This is a genomic window from Bacillus sp. JZ109, assembly GCF_053903135.1.
Genome location: NZ_CP096388.1, coordinates 508,854 through 525,001 on the forward strand (window position 1 = coordinate 508,854; position 16,148 = coordinate 525,001).

Annotated in this window: 16 protein-coding genes; 6 read left to right on the forward strand and 10 right to left on the reverse strand. The window is 43.5% G+C overall.

The genetic code is table 11. From position 1 onward, the window contains the following. Positions 1 to 19 precede the first annotated feature (19 nt). Both M1D94_RS02685 and alsR read right to left on the reverse strand, forming a co-directional pair. A complete protein-coding gene (locus M1D94_RS02685) occupies positions 20 to 1,348 on the reverse strand; it encodes an arsenic transporter (RefSeq protein WP_077670997.1) in 1,329 nt (442 codons plus the stop codon). A 210-nt stretch (positions 1,349 to 1,558) separates the two neighbouring features. Then, the gene (alsR, locus tag M1D94_RS02690) at positions 1,559 to 2,467 is read right to left on the reverse strand and encodes an acetoin biosynthesis transcriptional regulator AlsR (RefSeq protein WP_003227859.1); all 909 of its coding nucleotides are present in this window, start codon (positions 2,465 to 2,467) and stop codon (positions 1,559 to 1,561) included. A 157-nt stretch (positions 2,468 to 2,624) separates the two neighbouring features. Between alsR and alsS the strand changes: the two genes are divergently transcribed. From alsS to M1D94_RS02705, 3 genes are all read left to right on the forward strand, one after another. Next, the gene (gene alsS / locus M1D94_RS02695) at positions 2,625 to 4,337 is read left to right on the forward strand and encodes an acetolactate synthase AlsS (RefSeq protein ID WP_014478171.1); all 1,713 of its coding nucleotides are present in this window, start codon (positions 2,625 to 2,627) and stop codon (positions 4,335 to 4,337) included. A gap of 61 nt (positions 4,338 to 4,398) precedes the next feature. Continuing rightward, the gene (gene budA / locus M1D94_RS02700; protein WP_024572687.1) at positions 4,399 to 5,166 is read left to right on the forward strand and encodes an acetolactate decarboxylase; all 768 of its coding nucleotides are present in this window, start codon (positions 4,399 to 4,401) and stop codon (positions 5,164 to 5,166) included. Between the two features lie 98 nt (positions 5,167 to 5,264). Beyond that, positions 5,265 to 5,792: an NAD(P)H-dependent oxidoreductase gene (locus tag M1D94_RS02705; protein ID WP_015714827.1), complete on the forward strand. Its 528-nt coding sequence runs from the start codon at positions 5,265 to 5,267 to the stop codon at positions 5,790 to 5,792. A gap of 39 nt (positions 5,793 to 5,831) precedes the next feature. Here M1D94_RS02705 and M1D94_RS02710 read toward each other — a convergent pair whose 3' ends face one another. From M1D94_RS02710 to M1D94_RS02745, 8 genes are all read right to left on the reverse strand, one after another. Next, positions 5,832 to 6,128 (reverse strand): DUF3892 domain-containing protein, encoded by a 297-nt coding sequence (locus M1D94_RS02710; RefSeq protein WP_003227867.1) that lies wholly within the window; start codon positions 6,126 to 6,128, stop codon positions 5,832 to 5,834. Between the two features lie 155 nt (positions 6,129 to 6,283). Next, positions 6,284 to 6,820, reverse strand: coding sequence for an SH3 domain-containing protein (locus M1D94_RS02715; protein WP_151870013.1), 537 nt, complete (start codon positions 6,818 to 6,820; stop codon positions 6,284 to 6,286). Between the two features lie 81 nt (positions 6,821 to 6,901). After that, positions 6,902 to 7,819 carry a ribose ABC transporter substrate-binding protein RbsB gene (gene rbsB, locus M1D94_RS02720; RefSeq protein ID WP_151870014.1) on the reverse strand — a complete coding sequence of 306 codons (918 nt, stop codon included), beginning with the start codon at positions 7,817 to 7,819 and terminating at the stop codon, positions 6,902 to 6,904. 12 nt (positions 7,820 to 7,831) lie between these two features. Beyond that, the gene (gene rbsC / locus M1D94_RS02725) at positions 7,832 to 8,800 is read right to left on the reverse strand and encodes a ribose ABC transporter permease RbsC (RefSeq protein WP_003227873.1); all 969 of its coding nucleotides are present in this window, start codon (positions 8,798 to 8,800) and stop codon (positions 7,832 to 7,834) included. Position 8,801: 1 nt separating this feature from the next. Continuing rightward, positions 8,802 to 10,283 carry a ribose ABC transporter ATP-binding protein RbsA gene (rbsA, locus tag M1D94_RS02730; protein WP_032726997.1) on the reverse strand — a complete coding sequence of 494 codons (1,482 nt, stop codon included), beginning with the start codon at positions 10,281 to 10,283 and terminating at the stop codon, positions 8,802 to 8,804. A gap of 15 nt (positions 10,284 to 10,298) precedes the next feature. Then, positions 10,299 to 10,694 carry a D-ribose pyranase gene (gene rbsD / locus M1D94_RS02735; protein WP_021480755.1) on the reverse strand — a complete coding sequence of 132 codons (396 nt, stop codon included), beginning with the start codon at positions 10,692 to 10,694 and terminating at the stop codon, positions 10,299 to 10,301. Next, positions 10,691 to 11,572: a ribokinase gene (gene rbsK / locus M1D94_RS02740; RefSeq protein ID WP_172850294.1), complete on the reverse strand. Its 882-nt coding sequence runs from the start codon at positions 11,570 to 11,572 to the stop codon at positions 10,691 to 10,693. Before rbsK ends, rbsD begins: the two co-directional genes overlap by 4 nt. Before the next feature lies 1 nt (position 11,573). Then, complete coding sequence (locus M1D94_RS02745) at positions 11,574 to 12,554, reverse strand: LacI family DNA-binding transcriptional regulator (RefSeq protein ID WP_015714821.1); 981 nt, start codon at positions 12,552 to 12,554, stop codon at positions 11,574 to 11,576. A gap of 782 nt (positions 12,555 to 13,336) precedes the next feature. On the opposite strand from M1D94_RS02745, the gene pgsB reads away from it, so the two are divergent. The 3 genes from pgsB to pgsA are packed head-to-tail and all read left to right on the forward strand — an operon-like array spanning position 13,337 to position 16,143. Further along, positions 13,337 to 14,518: a poly-gamma-glutamate synthase PgsB gene (gene pgsB, locus M1D94_RS02750; RefSeq protein ID WP_003227883.1), complete on the forward strand. Its 1,182-nt coding sequence runs from the start codon at positions 13,337 to 13,339 to the stop codon at positions 14,516 to 14,518. A gap of 14 nt (positions 14,519 to 14,532) precedes the next feature. Next, positions 14,533 to 14,982: a poly-gamma-glutamate biosynthesis protein PgsC gene (gene pgsC / locus M1D94_RS02755; RefSeq protein ID WP_003227889.1), complete on the forward strand. Its 450-nt coding sequence runs from the start codon at positions 14,533 to 14,535 to the stop codon at positions 14,980 to 14,982. Positions 14,983 to 15,000: 18 nt separating this feature from the next. Beyond that, entirely contained in the window at positions 15,001 to 16,143 is a 1,143-nt protein-coding gene (gene pgsA, locus M1D94_RS02760) for a capsular polyglutamate synthetase PgsA (protein ID WP_003227891.1), read from the forward strand. Positions 16,144 to 16,148: the final 5 nt, after the last annotated feature.

Sequence of the window (16,148 nt, forward strand, 5' to 3'; positions counted from 1 at the left end):
TTTTTCGTTTCATACTGTACTAAAGAAATAACCAACTGATCCAAAAATATAAACATGTTAACGTAAAAAGAACAGTCAGCGGAATGATGATAATGGTCGTTTTTATATATTCGCCCCATGAAATACTTTCATCATGCTGTTTTAATATATGCATCCAAATAAGCGTTGCTAAGGTTCCCATAGGTAATAATAATGAACCGATATCACTGCCGATAATATTTGCCAAGTAGATGATTTTTGTTGTTGAAGGATTCAGGGTCATTTCAGTTAAGGTAAAAGTACTGATCATTAAAGCTGGATGGTTGTTAAAGAGATTAGAAAAAACTGAAGTAGAGATACCTGATGCGAAAGTTGCGTGGGCGAGGCTTCCAGAAACGACAGGTTCAAAATAATTCACAAGTAACTCAGTGAATCCAATATTATGCAGACCATAAATTAAGACATACATAGTAAAAGCGAATATAAAAATGTGCCAAGGCGATTTATATAACAAGTCTCTTGGGGAGGTTTTGAAATAAATCCATCTCCAGCTCAACAGGATAAAAGATCCGATGACAGCGACTAGAGGAACAGAAATACCGGTATATGATGCTGCAAATAGACTCATTCTGACGAGAAAAACAAATGCAAGCACAAACAACATGATTTTTGTTTGATTTCGTTCTGGTAAAGGAGCTGATGGCGAATGAAGAGGATGGTACCTTCTATGCCGCAGAGACTGAAAATGGCTCGGTATATCTGGCAGGTTCTTGGGAAGACGTTTATAAAAGAACATAAACAGTAGACAAGTCATAAAAATGAGTCCCATCATACTAGGGACAAACATCATGGCAGTGTGAAGATATAGATCCATTCCAATGATTTTGAGAGAAATTAAATTAACAATATTACTTACGCCAATCGGTGCGCTAGAGGCTGTGGCTATTAAAACACCGCTTAATAAATATGGGGTTTTTTGATGTTTTTTTAAACCTAAATATTTTAGTACAAGCAAAAGGATTGGAGTTGTGATCAAAATGCTCCCATCATTATTCAGGAAAATGGTCATGAGAAAGCAGAGCAAATTGGTTAGCCAAAAAAGCTTGATGCCTGAACCCTTGGATTGTTGGAGCAGTTTTGCAGCCACCCAATAAAAGAAACCAAAGCTTTCTAGTGCAATGGCCATAATCATAGTGGCAAGGATTGTAACCGATGCACCCGTGACTTTTGTTCCGATTTCCCCTAAGTCTGCCAATGACACACTTCCGCACAATAAAACCATTAAAGCACCAAATGTGGCGGGGATAGCTTCATTTAGTCCTTTTGGTCTCCAGAAAATAAAAATCATTGTTACGAAAAAAGCGAGCAATGTGAATATGCCGGTGAACTCAATAATTTACTTCACCTCTCTATCTTTCATTTTTAAAATCAAACTAATGTCCTGCGCTTACTAATGTCCTTGCCAACTATTTGTACTGTATGTATACGTATACTGATATGAAGTTGTACTAAGCGATTATATTAAATTAATAAAATTTCCATAAGAATCCCAAAAGAAAAAAGAGATTGCAAGTATCGTTCATGTACCTGCATCACTCTCTTTAGTTCTTGTCTGCTGACAATTTGAAATATGAATAAAATGCTTTATAAGCGGATTATGATTGTCTTTGCGGTAAGCGATAACCCATTCGGCATTAAGCTGTATTTGGTCCATTTTTCGATAAGTAACATCCAAATTAAATAATTTTTTGGCTGAGGAAGGAACAAATGTCATACCAATTCCGGCGCTGACTAAACCAATCACCATTTGATATTCTGTGGCTTCCTGGACAATGTTGGGTCTGAAGCCCGCTTGTTCACAGAACTGAATAAAATCCATGTATAGAGTAGGCCATGCTTCTTTAGCAACAGTAATAATTGGTTCATCTCTTAAATCCTCAATCGTAATTGATTCCTTAGAAGTCAATGGGTGTTGCTTAGGCAAAGCTAAAACACAAGGGCTGCTTTGGGCGGTTTCGATATGTAAAGCTGTATGCTGTAAGGGAGGATGAAGTATACCAATATCAATGTTGCCCTTTAGTAGCTCCTCTTGCTGCCTAGACGAGGATATTTCACGCAGTTCTATTTTCACAGATGGGAATTTTTTACGATATTCCCGGACAATCGGCGGCAGAAATTCATATGTAGCTGATCCGACAAAACCGATTACGAGAAGGCCTTGCTCGCCGCGGGCCGTCCGCTGTGCCAGTTCAATTCCTTGTCCGATTTGCATCAAGGCCATGCGGCAATGATTTAAAAAGATTTCTCCTGCTGCGGTAAGCTCGACAAATCGTTTTGTCCTTTTCAGAAGCGTAACTCCGACTTCTTCCTCCAGCTGTTTGATCTGCTGGCTGAGAGGAGGCTGCGTCATGTTCAGCCGCCGGGCAGCCTTTCCGAAATGAAGCTCTTCGGCTACTGCGATAAAGTATTGAAGATGGCGAAGCTCCATTCAATATGCATTCCTTTCCATAGGTTAATAATTCGTATTACATATTAATCATAAGGCGAATCGATATTGGAGGTCAATTTCCAAAGAGTGTATAGTGAAACTTATCACAAGATATTTAAAATTTTACGTTTAAAATGCATAATAAGGAGTGAGGGTGTTGACAAAAGCAACAAAAGAACAAAAATCCCTTGTGAAAAACAGAGGGGCGGAGCTTGTTGTTGATTGCTTGGTGGAGCAAGGTGTCACACATGTATTTGGCATTCCAGGTGCAAAAATTGATGCGGTATTTGACGCTTTACAAGATAAAGGACCTGAAATTATCGTTGCTCGGCACGAACAAAACGCAGCATTCATGGCCCAAGCAGTCGGCCGTTTAACTGGAAAACCGGGAGTCGTGTTAGTCACATCAGGACCGGGTGCCTCTAACTTGGCAACAGGCCTGCTGACAGCGAACACTGAAGGAGACCCTGTCGTTGCGCTTGCTGGAAACGTGATCCGTGCAGATCGTTTAAAACGGACACATCAATCTTTGGATAATGCGGCGCTATTCCAGCCGATTACAAAATACAGTGTAGAAGTTCAAGATGTAAAAAATATACCGGAAGCTGTTACAAATGCATTTAGGATAGCGTCAGCAGGGCAGGCTGGGGCCGCTTTTGTGAGCTTTCCGCAAGATGTTGTGAATGAAGTCACAAATACGAAAAACGTGCGTGCTGTTGCAGCACCAAAACTCGGTCCTGCAGCAGATGATGCAATCAGTGCGGCCATAGCAAAAATCCAAACAGCAAAACTTCCTGTCGTTTTGGTCGGCATGAAAGGCGGAAGACCGGAAGCAATTAAAGCGGTTCGCAAGCTTTTGAAAAAGGTTCAGCTTCCATTTGTTGAAACATATCAAGCTGCCGGTACCCTTTCTAGAGATTTAGAGGATCAGTATTTTGGCCGTATCGGTTTGTTCCGCAACCAGCCTGGCGATTTACTGCTAGAGCAGGCAGATGTTGTTCTGACGATCGGCTATGACCCGATTGAATATGATCCGAAATTCTGGAATGTCAATGGAGACCGGACAATTATCCATTTAGACGAGATTATCGCTGACATTGATCATGCTTACCAGCCTGATCTTGAATTGATCGGTGACATTCCGTCCACGATTAATCATATCGAACACGATGCTGTGAAAGTGGAATTTGCAGAGCGTGAGCAGAAAATTCTTTCTGATTTAAAACAATATATGCATGAAGGTGAGCAGGTGCCTGCAGATTGGAAATCAGACAGAGCGCACCCTCTTGAAATCGTTAAAGAGTTGCGTAATGCAGTCGATGATCATGTTACAGTAACTTGCGATATCGGTTCGCACGCCATTTGGATGTCACGTTATTTCCGCAGCTACGAGCCGTTAACATTAATGATCAGTAACGGTATGCAAACACTCGGCGTTGCGCTTCCTTGGGCAATCGGCGCTTCATTGGTGAAACCGGGAGAAAAAGTGGTTTCTGTCTCGGGTGACGGCGGTTTCTTATTCTCAGCAATGGAATTAGAGACAGCGGTACGACTAAAAGCACCAATTGTACACATTGTATGGAACGACAGCACATATGACATGGTTGCATTCCAGCAATTGAAAAAATATAACCGTACATCTGCGGTCGATTTCGGAAATATCGATATCGTAAAATATGCGGAAAGCTTCGGAGCAACTGGCTTGCGCGTGGAATCACCAGACCAGCTGGCAGATGTTCTGCGTCAAGGCATGAACGCTGAAGGTCCTGTCATCATCGATGTCCCGGTTGACTACAGTGATAACATTAATTTAGCAAGTGACAAGCTTCCGAAAGAATTCGGGGAACTCATGAAAACGAAAGCTCTCTAGCACTCTGCGCATCACGACACTGTTTTATGAACAGCACTAAATAAAAGGAGTGAAGGGAAATATGAAACGAGAAAGCAACATTCAAGTGCTCAGCCGCGGTCAAAAAGATCAGCCTGTGAGCCAGATTTATCAAGTATCAACAATGACTTCTCTATTAGACGGAGTATATGACGGAGATTTTGAACTGTCAGAGATTCCGAAATATGGAGACTTCGGTATCGGAACCTTTAACAAGCTTGACGGAGAGCTGATTGGGTTTGACGGCGAATTTTACCGTCTTCGCTCAGACGGAACCGCGACACCGGTCCAAAAAGGAGACCGTTCACCGTTCTGTTCATTTACGTTCTTTACACCGGACATGACGCACAAAATTGATGCGAAAATGACACGCGAAGACTTTGAAAAAGAGATCAACAGCATGCTGCCAAGCAGAAACTTATTTTATGCAATTCGTATTGACGGATTGTTTAAAAAGGTGCAGACAAGAACGGTAGAACTTCAAGAAAAACCTTACGTGCCAATGGTTGAAGCGGTCAAAACACAGCCGATTTTCAACTTCGACAACGTGAGAGGGACGATCGTAGGTTTCTTGACACCAGCTTATGCAAACGGAATCGCCGTTTCAGGCTATCACCTGCACTTCATTGACGAAGGACGCAATTCAGGCGGACACGTTTTTGACTATGTGCTTGAGGATTGCACGGTTACGATTTCTCAAAAAATGAACATGAATCTCAGACTTCCGAACACAGCGGATTTCTTTAATGCGAATCTGGATAACCCTGATTTTGCGAAAGATATCGAAACAACTGAAGGAAGCCCTGAATAAAAGAAAAAAAGAAAGCCCCTTTTACAGGGCTTTCTTTTTATTTGGCTCTTTTCCTGATTTTAGATAAAATAACATCAAAACAGTAAAGGTGTGGTCTGATGAAAATATTGGTTTTGGCAGTTCATCCTCATATGGAGACCTCAGTTGTCAATAAGGCGTGGGCTGAGGAATTGAGTAAACATGACAATATCACAGTACGGGATCTTTATAAGGAATACCCGGATGAAGAAATAGATGTTGCGAAGGAACAGCAGCTGTGCGAGGAATACGATCGGATTGTCTTTCAATTCCCGCTATATTGGTACAGCTCTCCGCCGCTCTTGAAAAAATGGCAGGATCTTGTGCTGACTTACGGCTGGGCTTTTGGTTCAGAAGGAAATGCCTTGCATGGCAAGGAGCTGATGCTGGCTGTATCAACAGGGAGCGAAGCGGAAAAATATCAAGCGGGCGGAGCAAATCATTACTCGATCAGTGAGCTATTGAAACCATTTCAGGCCACGAGTAATCTGATCGGCATGAAGTATCTGCCTCCATATGTGTTCTATGGCGTGAATTATGCAGCTGCAGAGGATATTTCTCACAGTGCAAAACGGTTAGCCGAATACATCCAGCAGCCTTTTGTTTAAAATACAGCCCTGTCCAACATACGGCAGGGCTGTATTTGTTTAAAAATCCGGCAGCTCAGACAGGTTATTTTCCTTGATGCCGTCCGGTTCACTTCGCAAAATGTCACGCCCGTATTTATGGAAGACATCAACATGAGCGAGTTTTCCTGATTTTGCTTCTGACAGCGCAGTAGGGTAGTCGAGCTCTCTTCCTGTATTGGTTTTCACTGCGATAATATTGTCTTCCTCATTTCTTCTAACAGCAATAATTTCTTCTTTTCCAGATGGAACATTTTCTTGATCGACAGTTGTTTGCCGGGCTTTATACGATTCATATGCTGCTTCAAATTGATCCATATTTACACCTCCGCTTTTTAGCGTGAACAAAAATGTCGATGATCATGTAAGGTTTCGACACAGCATACGACAATATTTCCTGAGAAATATCTTGGGAATGCGACAAATCAATTCATAATAAAAGGGATTCCGCATAAATGCGGAATCCCTCTCAATTATTTTGTCATGTGTAAATCCTTTGTTTTCATATAACCTGTCGCACCGCCGTAATCAACGAATACCCAATCAAAATCAAAACCGCCTTTATTCGTTTTACTCCAGCCTAAAAAAGAAACGCTTGTGTCTGCTGGAAGAGTCTTAATGCTCTTTCCGTCAGCGGAAGTATATACTTTTGTTTTTGTTTTGGTTTTTACCGTTGTCGCTGCTTTTACAATGTAATGAGTGGAGACAAATCCTATTTTTCCGTTTTTATACTGAACCTTTGCCCAGTCAGCATTTGAGAAGGAAATCAGCTTTAAGCTATCTCCTAGGTGCAGCGTATCGGCTTTCTGGCTTGATGCGGAAGGCTTCGTTCTGACATTTAGAGCCTCTGCTGATACCAAATAAGAATCAATCGGATAACTGTATAAATCATCAATGCTTACCGTTGTTTCTGGCTGTTGAGCATGGATCGTTCCAGCGCCGCCAGCAGCCGCCGCAGTCATTCCAGCCGCAAGTGCTAATGTTGAAAATATTTTTGTTGGTTTGTTCATGCCGTTCCTCTCCTCACGTAAGAGAAATAATTCATTCTATATCTCTATTCACGTTATCGCAGGTTCCTAAACATCAGACAATTATTTTTGTGTTTCTAGTTTGAGAGGCGCGGATATTGTTTTTTGCACTTTTTTTCCGTGCAAAATATCATCTGCTGCTTCTGTAGCCAATTTACCGATTAATTCAGGCTGCTGAGCTACGGTGGCTGACAGCTTTCCGTCTTTAATGGAAGCGAGCGCATCTTTATTGCCGTCAAAACCGATCACCAATATGTCTTTCCCCGAGCTGTTAATTGCCTCTAGAGCACCGAGCGCCATTTCATCGTTGTGAGCAAAAACAGCTTGGATATCAGGATGTCCCTGCAGCAGGTTTTCCATGACAGTCAGGCCTTTCGTGCGGTCAAAGTCAGCTGATTGTTTTGTGACAACATGGAGCTTTTGGTCTGCGATGTTATGGAATCCTGAGCCGCGTTCCCGTGTGGCAGATGCGCCGGGGACGCCTTCAAGCTCTGCCACCTTTGCTCTTTTTCCAAGTTTGTCGGCAATAAACGCCGCGGCCATTTCACCGCCTTTTACATTATCGGAAGCAACGAGGGTTTCAACTTTTCCTTGTTCGGCAGATCGATCGATTGTTACGACGGGCACACCGACTGCGTTTGCAGATTCTACTGCCGTTGAGATCGCCGAAGAATCAGTCGGGTTGATTAATAATGCATCAACACCTTGCTGAATTAAATCTTCCACGTCACTCGTCTGTTTCGATGAATCATTTTGTGCATCAACAATGATGACTTTCATTCCCCGTTTTTTAGCTTCTTTTTCGATACCCTTTTTTAATGAGACAAAAAAAGGATTATTAAGTGTTGAGACGGACAAGCCAATGGTGAATTCCTTTTTGTTCCCCGAGTTTGACGGCTTTGCCCATTGGGGAGGCTCAAGCGAACAGGCGGTTAACAAAAATAATGATAACGTTAAAATGACGGATACAGCCTTTTTCATGTGAAAACCCTCCTAAGCTGACTTCTTGCGGTCTAATAATACCGCAATCAAGATAACAATCCCTTTGACAACCAGCTGATAAAATGATGAGACGCCAAGCAGATTAAGTCCGTTATTAAGTGTGCCGATGATCAGTACCCCGATTAACGTGCCGACAATGCGTCCTCGGCCGCCAGAAAGACTTGTTCCGCCTAAGACGACTGCCGCGATAGCATCAAGTTCGTACGATTCCCCCGCAGTCGGCTGGGCCGAATGCAGGCGGGAAGTCAATATGGCACCTGCAAGAGCGGATAAAAGCCCGGCTAAAGAATAGATCATCACTTTCACGCGCGTCACTTTGATGCCTGAAATGAGCGCGGCTTTCTCGTTGCCGCCGATTGCGTACGTCCGGCGTCCGAATGGTGTTTTATGAAGAAGCACCCAAAGGATGACAAAGGCAAGAACCATCGTAATCGCCGGTACAGGAATGCCTAAAAAGTAACCGCGTCCGAACATCTGAAAAGCGTAGTTTGTGCCAAGTCCGGTAATCGGATTTCCATCTGTATACACTAGCGTCAGTCCGCGAAACACAGTCATGGTCGCAAGCGTGGCGATAAAGGGCGCCATTTTTCCTTTAGTAATCAATAATCCGTTGATCATGCCTAGTACGGCACCAATGATACAGCCAAGGATGATCGCGAGAACCGGATCGACACCGGACACAATCATCCCCGCAACTAAAGCACTGGACAGGGCAAGAATAGCGCCGACAGAAAGATCAATGCCGCCTGTCAAAATGACAAAGGTCATCCCGAACGCAATTAATCCGTTAATGGCGACCTGGCGAAGCAGGTTTAAAATATTCAGCGGTTCAAGAAAGCTGGGATTTAAAATAGATACAATGATAACGAGAATAAATAAACCAAGAAACGGGCCGAGTTTTTGCATGACTCCGTCGAAGTGAATCCGTTTTTGTTCTGTTTGCAGTTGTTCCGTTTTCATATTACCGCCCTCCCGTGGCAAGTGTCATAATTCGTTCTTGTGTTGCTTCTCGCGCATGGATTTCTCCGCTGATTCTGCCTTCATGGACAACGATAATCCGATCGCTCATTCCCAGAATTTCAGGCAGCTCTGATGACACCATGATGATAGCGACGCCGCGTTCGGTCAGCTCATTCATCAGCGTATAAATCTCTCGTTTGGCGCCAACATCCACACCTCTGGTTGGCTCATCCAAGATAAGCACTTTCGGTCCGATGCCGATCCACTTGGCTATCACCACTTTTTGCTGGTTTCCTCCTGATAAATGGCGTGCGTGCGTTTCCGGTGATGCTGTTTTGATAGTGAGGCGTTTGATTAACAGATCGACAAATTCAGCCTCCCGCTTATGATCAATGAGACCCTTTGGTGAGAAGCTGGACAGATTGGGCAGGGCAATATTTTCGCGGATCGAGGTGTCGAGCAGGAGCCCTTCATCCTTGCGATTCTCTGTAATAAAGCCGAGACCTTTTTTCACGGCTTCCTGCGGGTTCTTAATAGCCGTTTTTTTCCCAGCGATCCATATCTCACCCGTGTCCAGCCTGTCAACGCCGAACAGCGCTCTCATCATTTCTGTCCGGCCGGCTCCCATTAATCCTGAAACACCGACGATCTCACCGGAACGCACATAGAAGCTGACATCCTCAAAACTCCCTTTTACGGAGGCATTTTTCACCTCGAATACTTTGTCACCGAGAGAAGGAGTGCGTTTTGGATATCGTTCAGTCAGCTCCCGTCCGACCATTTTTTTGACGACTTCATCAAAATCAGTTTCTGAGATGTTTGTTGTATCTACCGTTTTTCCGTCACGCATGATGGTAATTCTGTCGCAAATCGCAAAAATTTCTTCCATGCGATGCGAAATATAGACAATGGAGACGCCGTTCTTTTTTAACGCTGTAATGACCTCAAAGAGCTTGCTGATTTCACGTTCAGTCAACGCTGCGGTCGGTTCATCCATAATGATGACCTCGGCATTTGTCATAAGCGCTTTTGCGATTTCGATCATTTGCTGCTGTCCGACGGAACATTCGCCGGCTTCTTGATCAAGAGAAAGAGAGACGGAGAGTTTGTCAAACTGCTCCTTTGCTAGCGCTTTCATTTTTCTTGTTTGTAAGACGCCCAGCTTGGAGGATATCTCTTTACCGATAAATAGATTCTCAAGAACGGTCATTTCCGGCCAGATATTCAATTCCTGATGGATAAAGGCTATTCCATGCTGTTCCGCTTCTTTTGGATTGGAAAAATACGTTTCGTTTCCGTTTATGCTGATTTGACCATGATCCGATTTGTGCAGGCCTGTCAAAATGTTCATAAGCGTGGACTTGCCGGCGCCGTTTTCTCCCATTAATGCGTGAACCTCGCCAGGCATGAGCTGAAAGGAAACACCTGACAGCACCTGGTTTTTTCCGAATGCTTTATGAATGTCTTTCATTTCAATCTGCATGTTTCATCCTCCTTTCTAGAAAAGCACACCCGCCTGCAGGATGCAGTTGGCATATGGTGTGAATTCTCCTGTTCTTATGACTGCCTTTGCTTCTTTTGTCAGCAGCTTAAACTCCTCGTGAGAAAGGTATTCAATCTCTTGTTCAGAGAAAAGATTTTCTAGAAATTTCGCATTCTCCTGATTGGATGCTTTTATGTCAGCTGCAGCAATGACTTTTTCGATGACCATCTCGTCAGCGAGCACTGCCGCTGTATCTTGGAAAGCCGGAAGGCCCGGCTTCAGTGAAAGATCAATTTTCAAAACGCCGTCAGGAACCGGCAGTCCGGCATCCGCGATGACAATTTTATCAGTGTGGCCAAGGTCGGCTAAAATCTTGGCAAGATGGCTGTTCAGTATACCGTGTTTTTTCATGACAGCAGCTCCTCTACTTTATTTCTTGTCGGCATTCCGCCTTGGGCACCGAAGGAACAGACAGAAAGGGAAGCGGCACGATTGGCAAACCGCAATGCGGCTTCAATGTCTTTTCCCTCAGCCAGGGCCACGGCAAATGCTGCGTTAAACGTATCACCGGCTCCGGTTGTATCAACGGGCTCTACAGGGAAGGACGGGATGAGCACCTCTTTGCTGCCAGCCGAATAGCGGACGCCTTGTTTTCCTTCCGTAATAAAGAGCTTTGCCGGATAAAGCGCCAGAGCTTCAGAAATGGTAAGCTCAGGGAATAAAATCGAAGCCTCGTGTTCATTTGGCGTCAGATAGGTGGCGTGATCAATTGTTTCCTGCTTGAGCGGGCGGGCCGGTGCTGGGTTTAGCATGATCGGGATATCATGAGAATGGCAGTATTTGCACACCTCATCAACCGTTTCTTCTGGGATCTCCTGCTGAATCAGCACCATATCGACCTTTTCAATCTGTTCGAGCGCGTTTAACGCATACGCTGGGGTGATGTCATCGTTCGCGCCTTTGACAACGACAATGCTGTTGTCGCCTTCAGCAAGCACAATATGAGCGGTTCCGCTTTCCGTATGTGTAACCGGTTCCATATAGTCAGTGCAAACGCCGTTAGCTTTGAGATTATTCAAAATAGCTGTTCCATAATGATCGTCTCCGACCTTGCCAATCATAAACACTTGCGCCCCAAGTCTGGCTGCGGCAACGGCCTGATTTGCTCCTTTGCCGCCCGGCACAGTCTGAAATGACGTGCCAAGAACCGTTTCACCGGCTTTTGGGCGTTTGTCCGAGGTGACCACTAAATCCATAGAACAGCTACCAATCACACAAATATTACGCATCTTAATCTTCCTTTCTTGTCGTCTTTCTTCCTATATAGGTGACAGGCATTTGAATTGCCGTTTCTGCCAGCGGCTGTTTTTTGATGATACCCAAAAGCAGTTTGGCAGCTTCTCTCCCCATATCATATGCGGGCTGTTTAATTGTAGAAAGTGGCGGGAACAGAAGTCCGCTTTGCGGAATGTCATCATAGCCGATAATTTGAATGTCCTCCGGCACGTTTTTTCCGCGCCGCAATGCTTCATGTAAAACGGCAGCGGCTTGAATATCATTACTCGCGATCACACCATCTGTCGCTGGATAAGCGGCAAACAGCTCCTTCGCCATCGATTGTGCATCTTTAATTGAAAATGAAGCCGTCTCAATGACCTGAAAATCAACTTCAGCCTGCTTTAAGATTTCCAAAGCACCGTTAAATCGATCTTGAGCGGTCGGCAGGTGAGCGGGTCCTCTCAAGAGCGTAATGCGCTGGCTTTTTCCGTGAATGATAGCCTGAGCGGCTAACTTTCCTCCTGTATAGCCGTCACTGGACACAGAAGGAGCCCCTTCAAGTGTTCTGTCCAGAAAAACAACTGGATAATTCATGCCGCTGTATTCCTCGAGATCCGGGTAATTTGTTGCGGCAATAATGCCTGCGACATGATTTTGCTTAAAGGTTTGAAGGTATTCAAGTTCTTTTTTCAATTCCTCGTCACTGTTGCCGAAAATAAGGCGATAGCCTTCCCGGTTCAATTCATCCTCCGCACCGCGGGCAAGCTGGGGGAAGAAAGGGTTTGTGATATCCGGGAGCAAAAGTCCGATCAGTCGGGATTCTCTTTTATATAGAGATCTGGCGACTTCATTCGGGTAATAGTTCAGCTTCGCCATCGCAGCTATGACACGCGTTCGCGTTTCTTCGTGTACATAGCCGTTATCATTCAGGACGCGGGAAACCGTCGCAACTGAAACGCCCGCCGCTCCGGCGACATCTTTAATTGTAGCCAAAACAGCTCCTCCTTGTTTATGTAACCGTTTACATAGATAGATTATCATGAACAATCCGAAGTTAGCAATAAAAATATCAAAAGAAATCTACTTGTAAATTGTATATATAATTGAAAAATTTAAGGTTTTCACTCTTTTTTTGACAAAGTCTTCACAAATATGGATGAAGATTTCTTGAACAAATATTAAGTTTTATTAAAATTGTTTCAAAGTCATGCGTTTAGACCTGTAAATGGTGAGAAACAGAAAAGACTATCATCCCAGAAAATGTTTAATTATGTTAGAGAATTCGGACTCGTATGTTTAGCGTTTTCATGGCTGGTCCCATTAGTCATTTTGGAATGGGCCTAATATTGCCGCTTCCATGCAGAAAGGATGACATTATGACCTTGTCCTTAAGAAACAGGATAAAACTATTTTGTGTTCATAAGAACCGGAAACACGCATGATAGCAGGAGATGCTTGATAACACAGGCTGAAAAAAGATTGATTTGAAATGCATATTAAATACAAACAGCGGGGTGTGACTATACGTCCAGAAGGATATCAGGAGAAAAATGAAAGCGCATTTTCTTTGGTTTTTAAAAAAAGTGATAAGGTGTAAGTCCTGCTGTTTTCCAAAAATAGAAAACAGTTTGTAGGTATAAAATCTCTTTCAAAAGAGAAGTTTGGCTTAGTCGATTAGGGAAGATTATGTTACATAATGCCGATTGAGAATTCATAGTGATTCTATATACTGATGAATGAATTTACAACAATATAGAAGGAGATGTCGAAAAGCAATGTGGTTACTCATTATAGCCTGTGCTGTCATACTGGTCATCGGAATATTAGAAAAACGACGACATCAGAAAAACATTGATGCCCTCCCTGTTCGGGTGAATATTAACGGCATCCGCGGAAAATCGACTGTGACAAGGCTGACAACCGGAATATTAATAGAAGCCGGTTACAAAACTGTTGGAAAAACAACAGGAACAGATGCAAGAATGATTTACTGGGACACACCGGAGGAAAAGCCGATTAAACGGAAACCTCAGGGGCCGAATATCGGAGAGCAAAAAGAAGTCATGAGAGAAACAGTAGAAAGAGGGGCTAACGCGATTGTCAGTGAATGCATGGCTGTTAACCCAGATTATCAAATCATCTTTCAGGAAGAACTTCTGCAGGCCAATATCGGCGTCATTGTGAATGTTTTAGAAGACCATATGGATGTCATGGGGCCGACGCTTGATGAAATTGCAGAAGCGTTTACCGCTACAATTCCTTATAATGGCCATCTTGTCATTACAGATAGTGAATATACCGAGTTCTTTAAACAAAAAGCAAAAGAACGAAACACAAAAGTCATCATTGCTGATAACTCAAAAATTACAGATGAATATTTACGTAAATTTGAATACATGGTATTCCCTGATAACGCTTCTCTGGCGCTGGGTGTGGCTCAAGCACTCGGCATTGACGAAGAAACAGCATTTAAGGGAATGCTGAATGCGCCGCCAGATCCGGGAGCAATGAGAATTCTTCCGCTGATCAGTCCGAGCGAGCCTGGGCACTTTGTTAATGGGTTTGCCGCAAACGACGCTTCTTCTACTTTGAATATATGGAAACGTGTAAAAGAAATCGGTTACCCGACCGATGATCCGATCATCATCATGAACTGCCGCGCAGACCGTGTCGATCGGACACAGCAATTCGCAAATGACGTATTGCCTTATATTGAAGCAAGTGAACTAATCTTAATCGGTGAAACAACAGAACCGATCGTAAAAGCCTACGAAGAAGGCAAAATTCCTGCAGACAAACTGCATGATCTAGAGTATAAGTCAACAGATGAAATTATGGAATTGTTAAAGAAAAGAATGCACAACCGTGTCATATATGGCGTCGGCAATATTCATGGTGCCGCAGAGCCTTTAATTGAAAAAATCCACGAATACAAGGTAAAGCAGCTCGTAAGCTAGGGGGAAATGCAGACATGTTCGGATCAGATTTATACATCGCACTAATTTTAGGTGTACTACTCAGTTTAATTTTTGCGGAAAAAACAGGGATCGTGCCGGCAGGACTTGTTGTACCGGGATATTTAGGACTTGTGTTTAATCAGCCGGTCTTTATTTTACTTGTTTTGCTAGTGAGCTTGCTCACGTATGTCATTGTGAAATACGGTTTATCCAAATTTATGATTTTGTACGGACGCAGAAAATTCGCTGCCATGCTGATAACAGGGATCGTACTGAAAATCGCATTTGATTTTCTATACCCGATTGTACCATTTGAAATCGCAGAATTTAGAGGAATCGGCATCATCGTGCCAGGTTTAATTGCCAATACCATTCAGAAACAAGGTTTAACTATTACGTTCGGAAGCACGCTGCTATTGAGCGGAGCGACCTTTGCAATCATGTTTGTTTACTACTTAATTTAATGTAAGGTGTGTCAAACGATGAAAAAAGAACTGAGCTTTCATGAAAAGCTGCTAAAGCTGACAAAACAGCAAAAAAAGAAAACCAATAAGCACGTATTTATTGCCATTCCGATCGTTTTTGTCCTTATGTTCGCTTTCATGTGGGCGGGAAAAGCGGAAACGCCGAAGGTCAAAACGTATTCTGACGACGTACTCTCAGCCTCATTTGTAGGCGATATTATGATGGGACGCTATGTTGAAAAAGTAACGGAGCAAAAAGGGGCAGACAGTATTTTTCAATATGTTGAACCGATCTTTAGAGCTTCGGATTATGTAGCAGGAAACTTTGAAAACCCGGTAACCTATCAAAAGAATTATAAACAAGCAGATAAAAAGATTCATCTGCAGACGAATAAGGAATCAGTAAAAGTCTTGAAGGACATGAATTTCACAGTTCTCAACAGCGCCAACAACCACGCAATGGATTACGGCGTTCAGGGCATGAAAGATACACTTGGAGAATTTGCGAAGCAAAACCTTGATATCGTTGGAGCGGGATACAGCTTAAGTGATGCGAAAAAGAAAATTTCGTACCAGAAAGTCAACGGGGTAACGATTGCGACGCTTGGCTTTACCGATGTGTCCGGGAAAGGTTTTGCGGCTAAAAAGAATACGCCGGGCGTGCTGCCCGCAGATCCTGAAATCTTCATCCCTATGATTTCAGAAGCGAAAAAACATGCGGACATTGTTGTTGTGCAGTCACACTGGGGACAAGAGTATGACAATGATCCAAATGACCGCCAGCGCCAGCTTGCAAGAGCCATGTCTGATGCGGGAGCTGACATCATCGTCGGCCATCATCCGCACGTCTTAGAACCGATTGAAGTATATAACGGAACCGTCATTTTCTACAGCCTCGGCAACTTTGTCTTTGACCAAGGCTGGACGAGAACAAGAGACAGTGCACTGGTTCAGTATCACCTGAAGAAAAATGGAACAGGACGCTTTGAAGTGACACCGATCGACATCCATGAAGCGACACCTGCACCTGTGAAAAAAGACAGCCTTAAACAGAAAACCATTATTCGCGAACTGACGAAAGACTCTAATTTCGCTTGGAAAGTAGAAGACGGAAAACTGACGTTTGATATTGATCATAGTGACAAACTAAAATCTAAATAAACGGA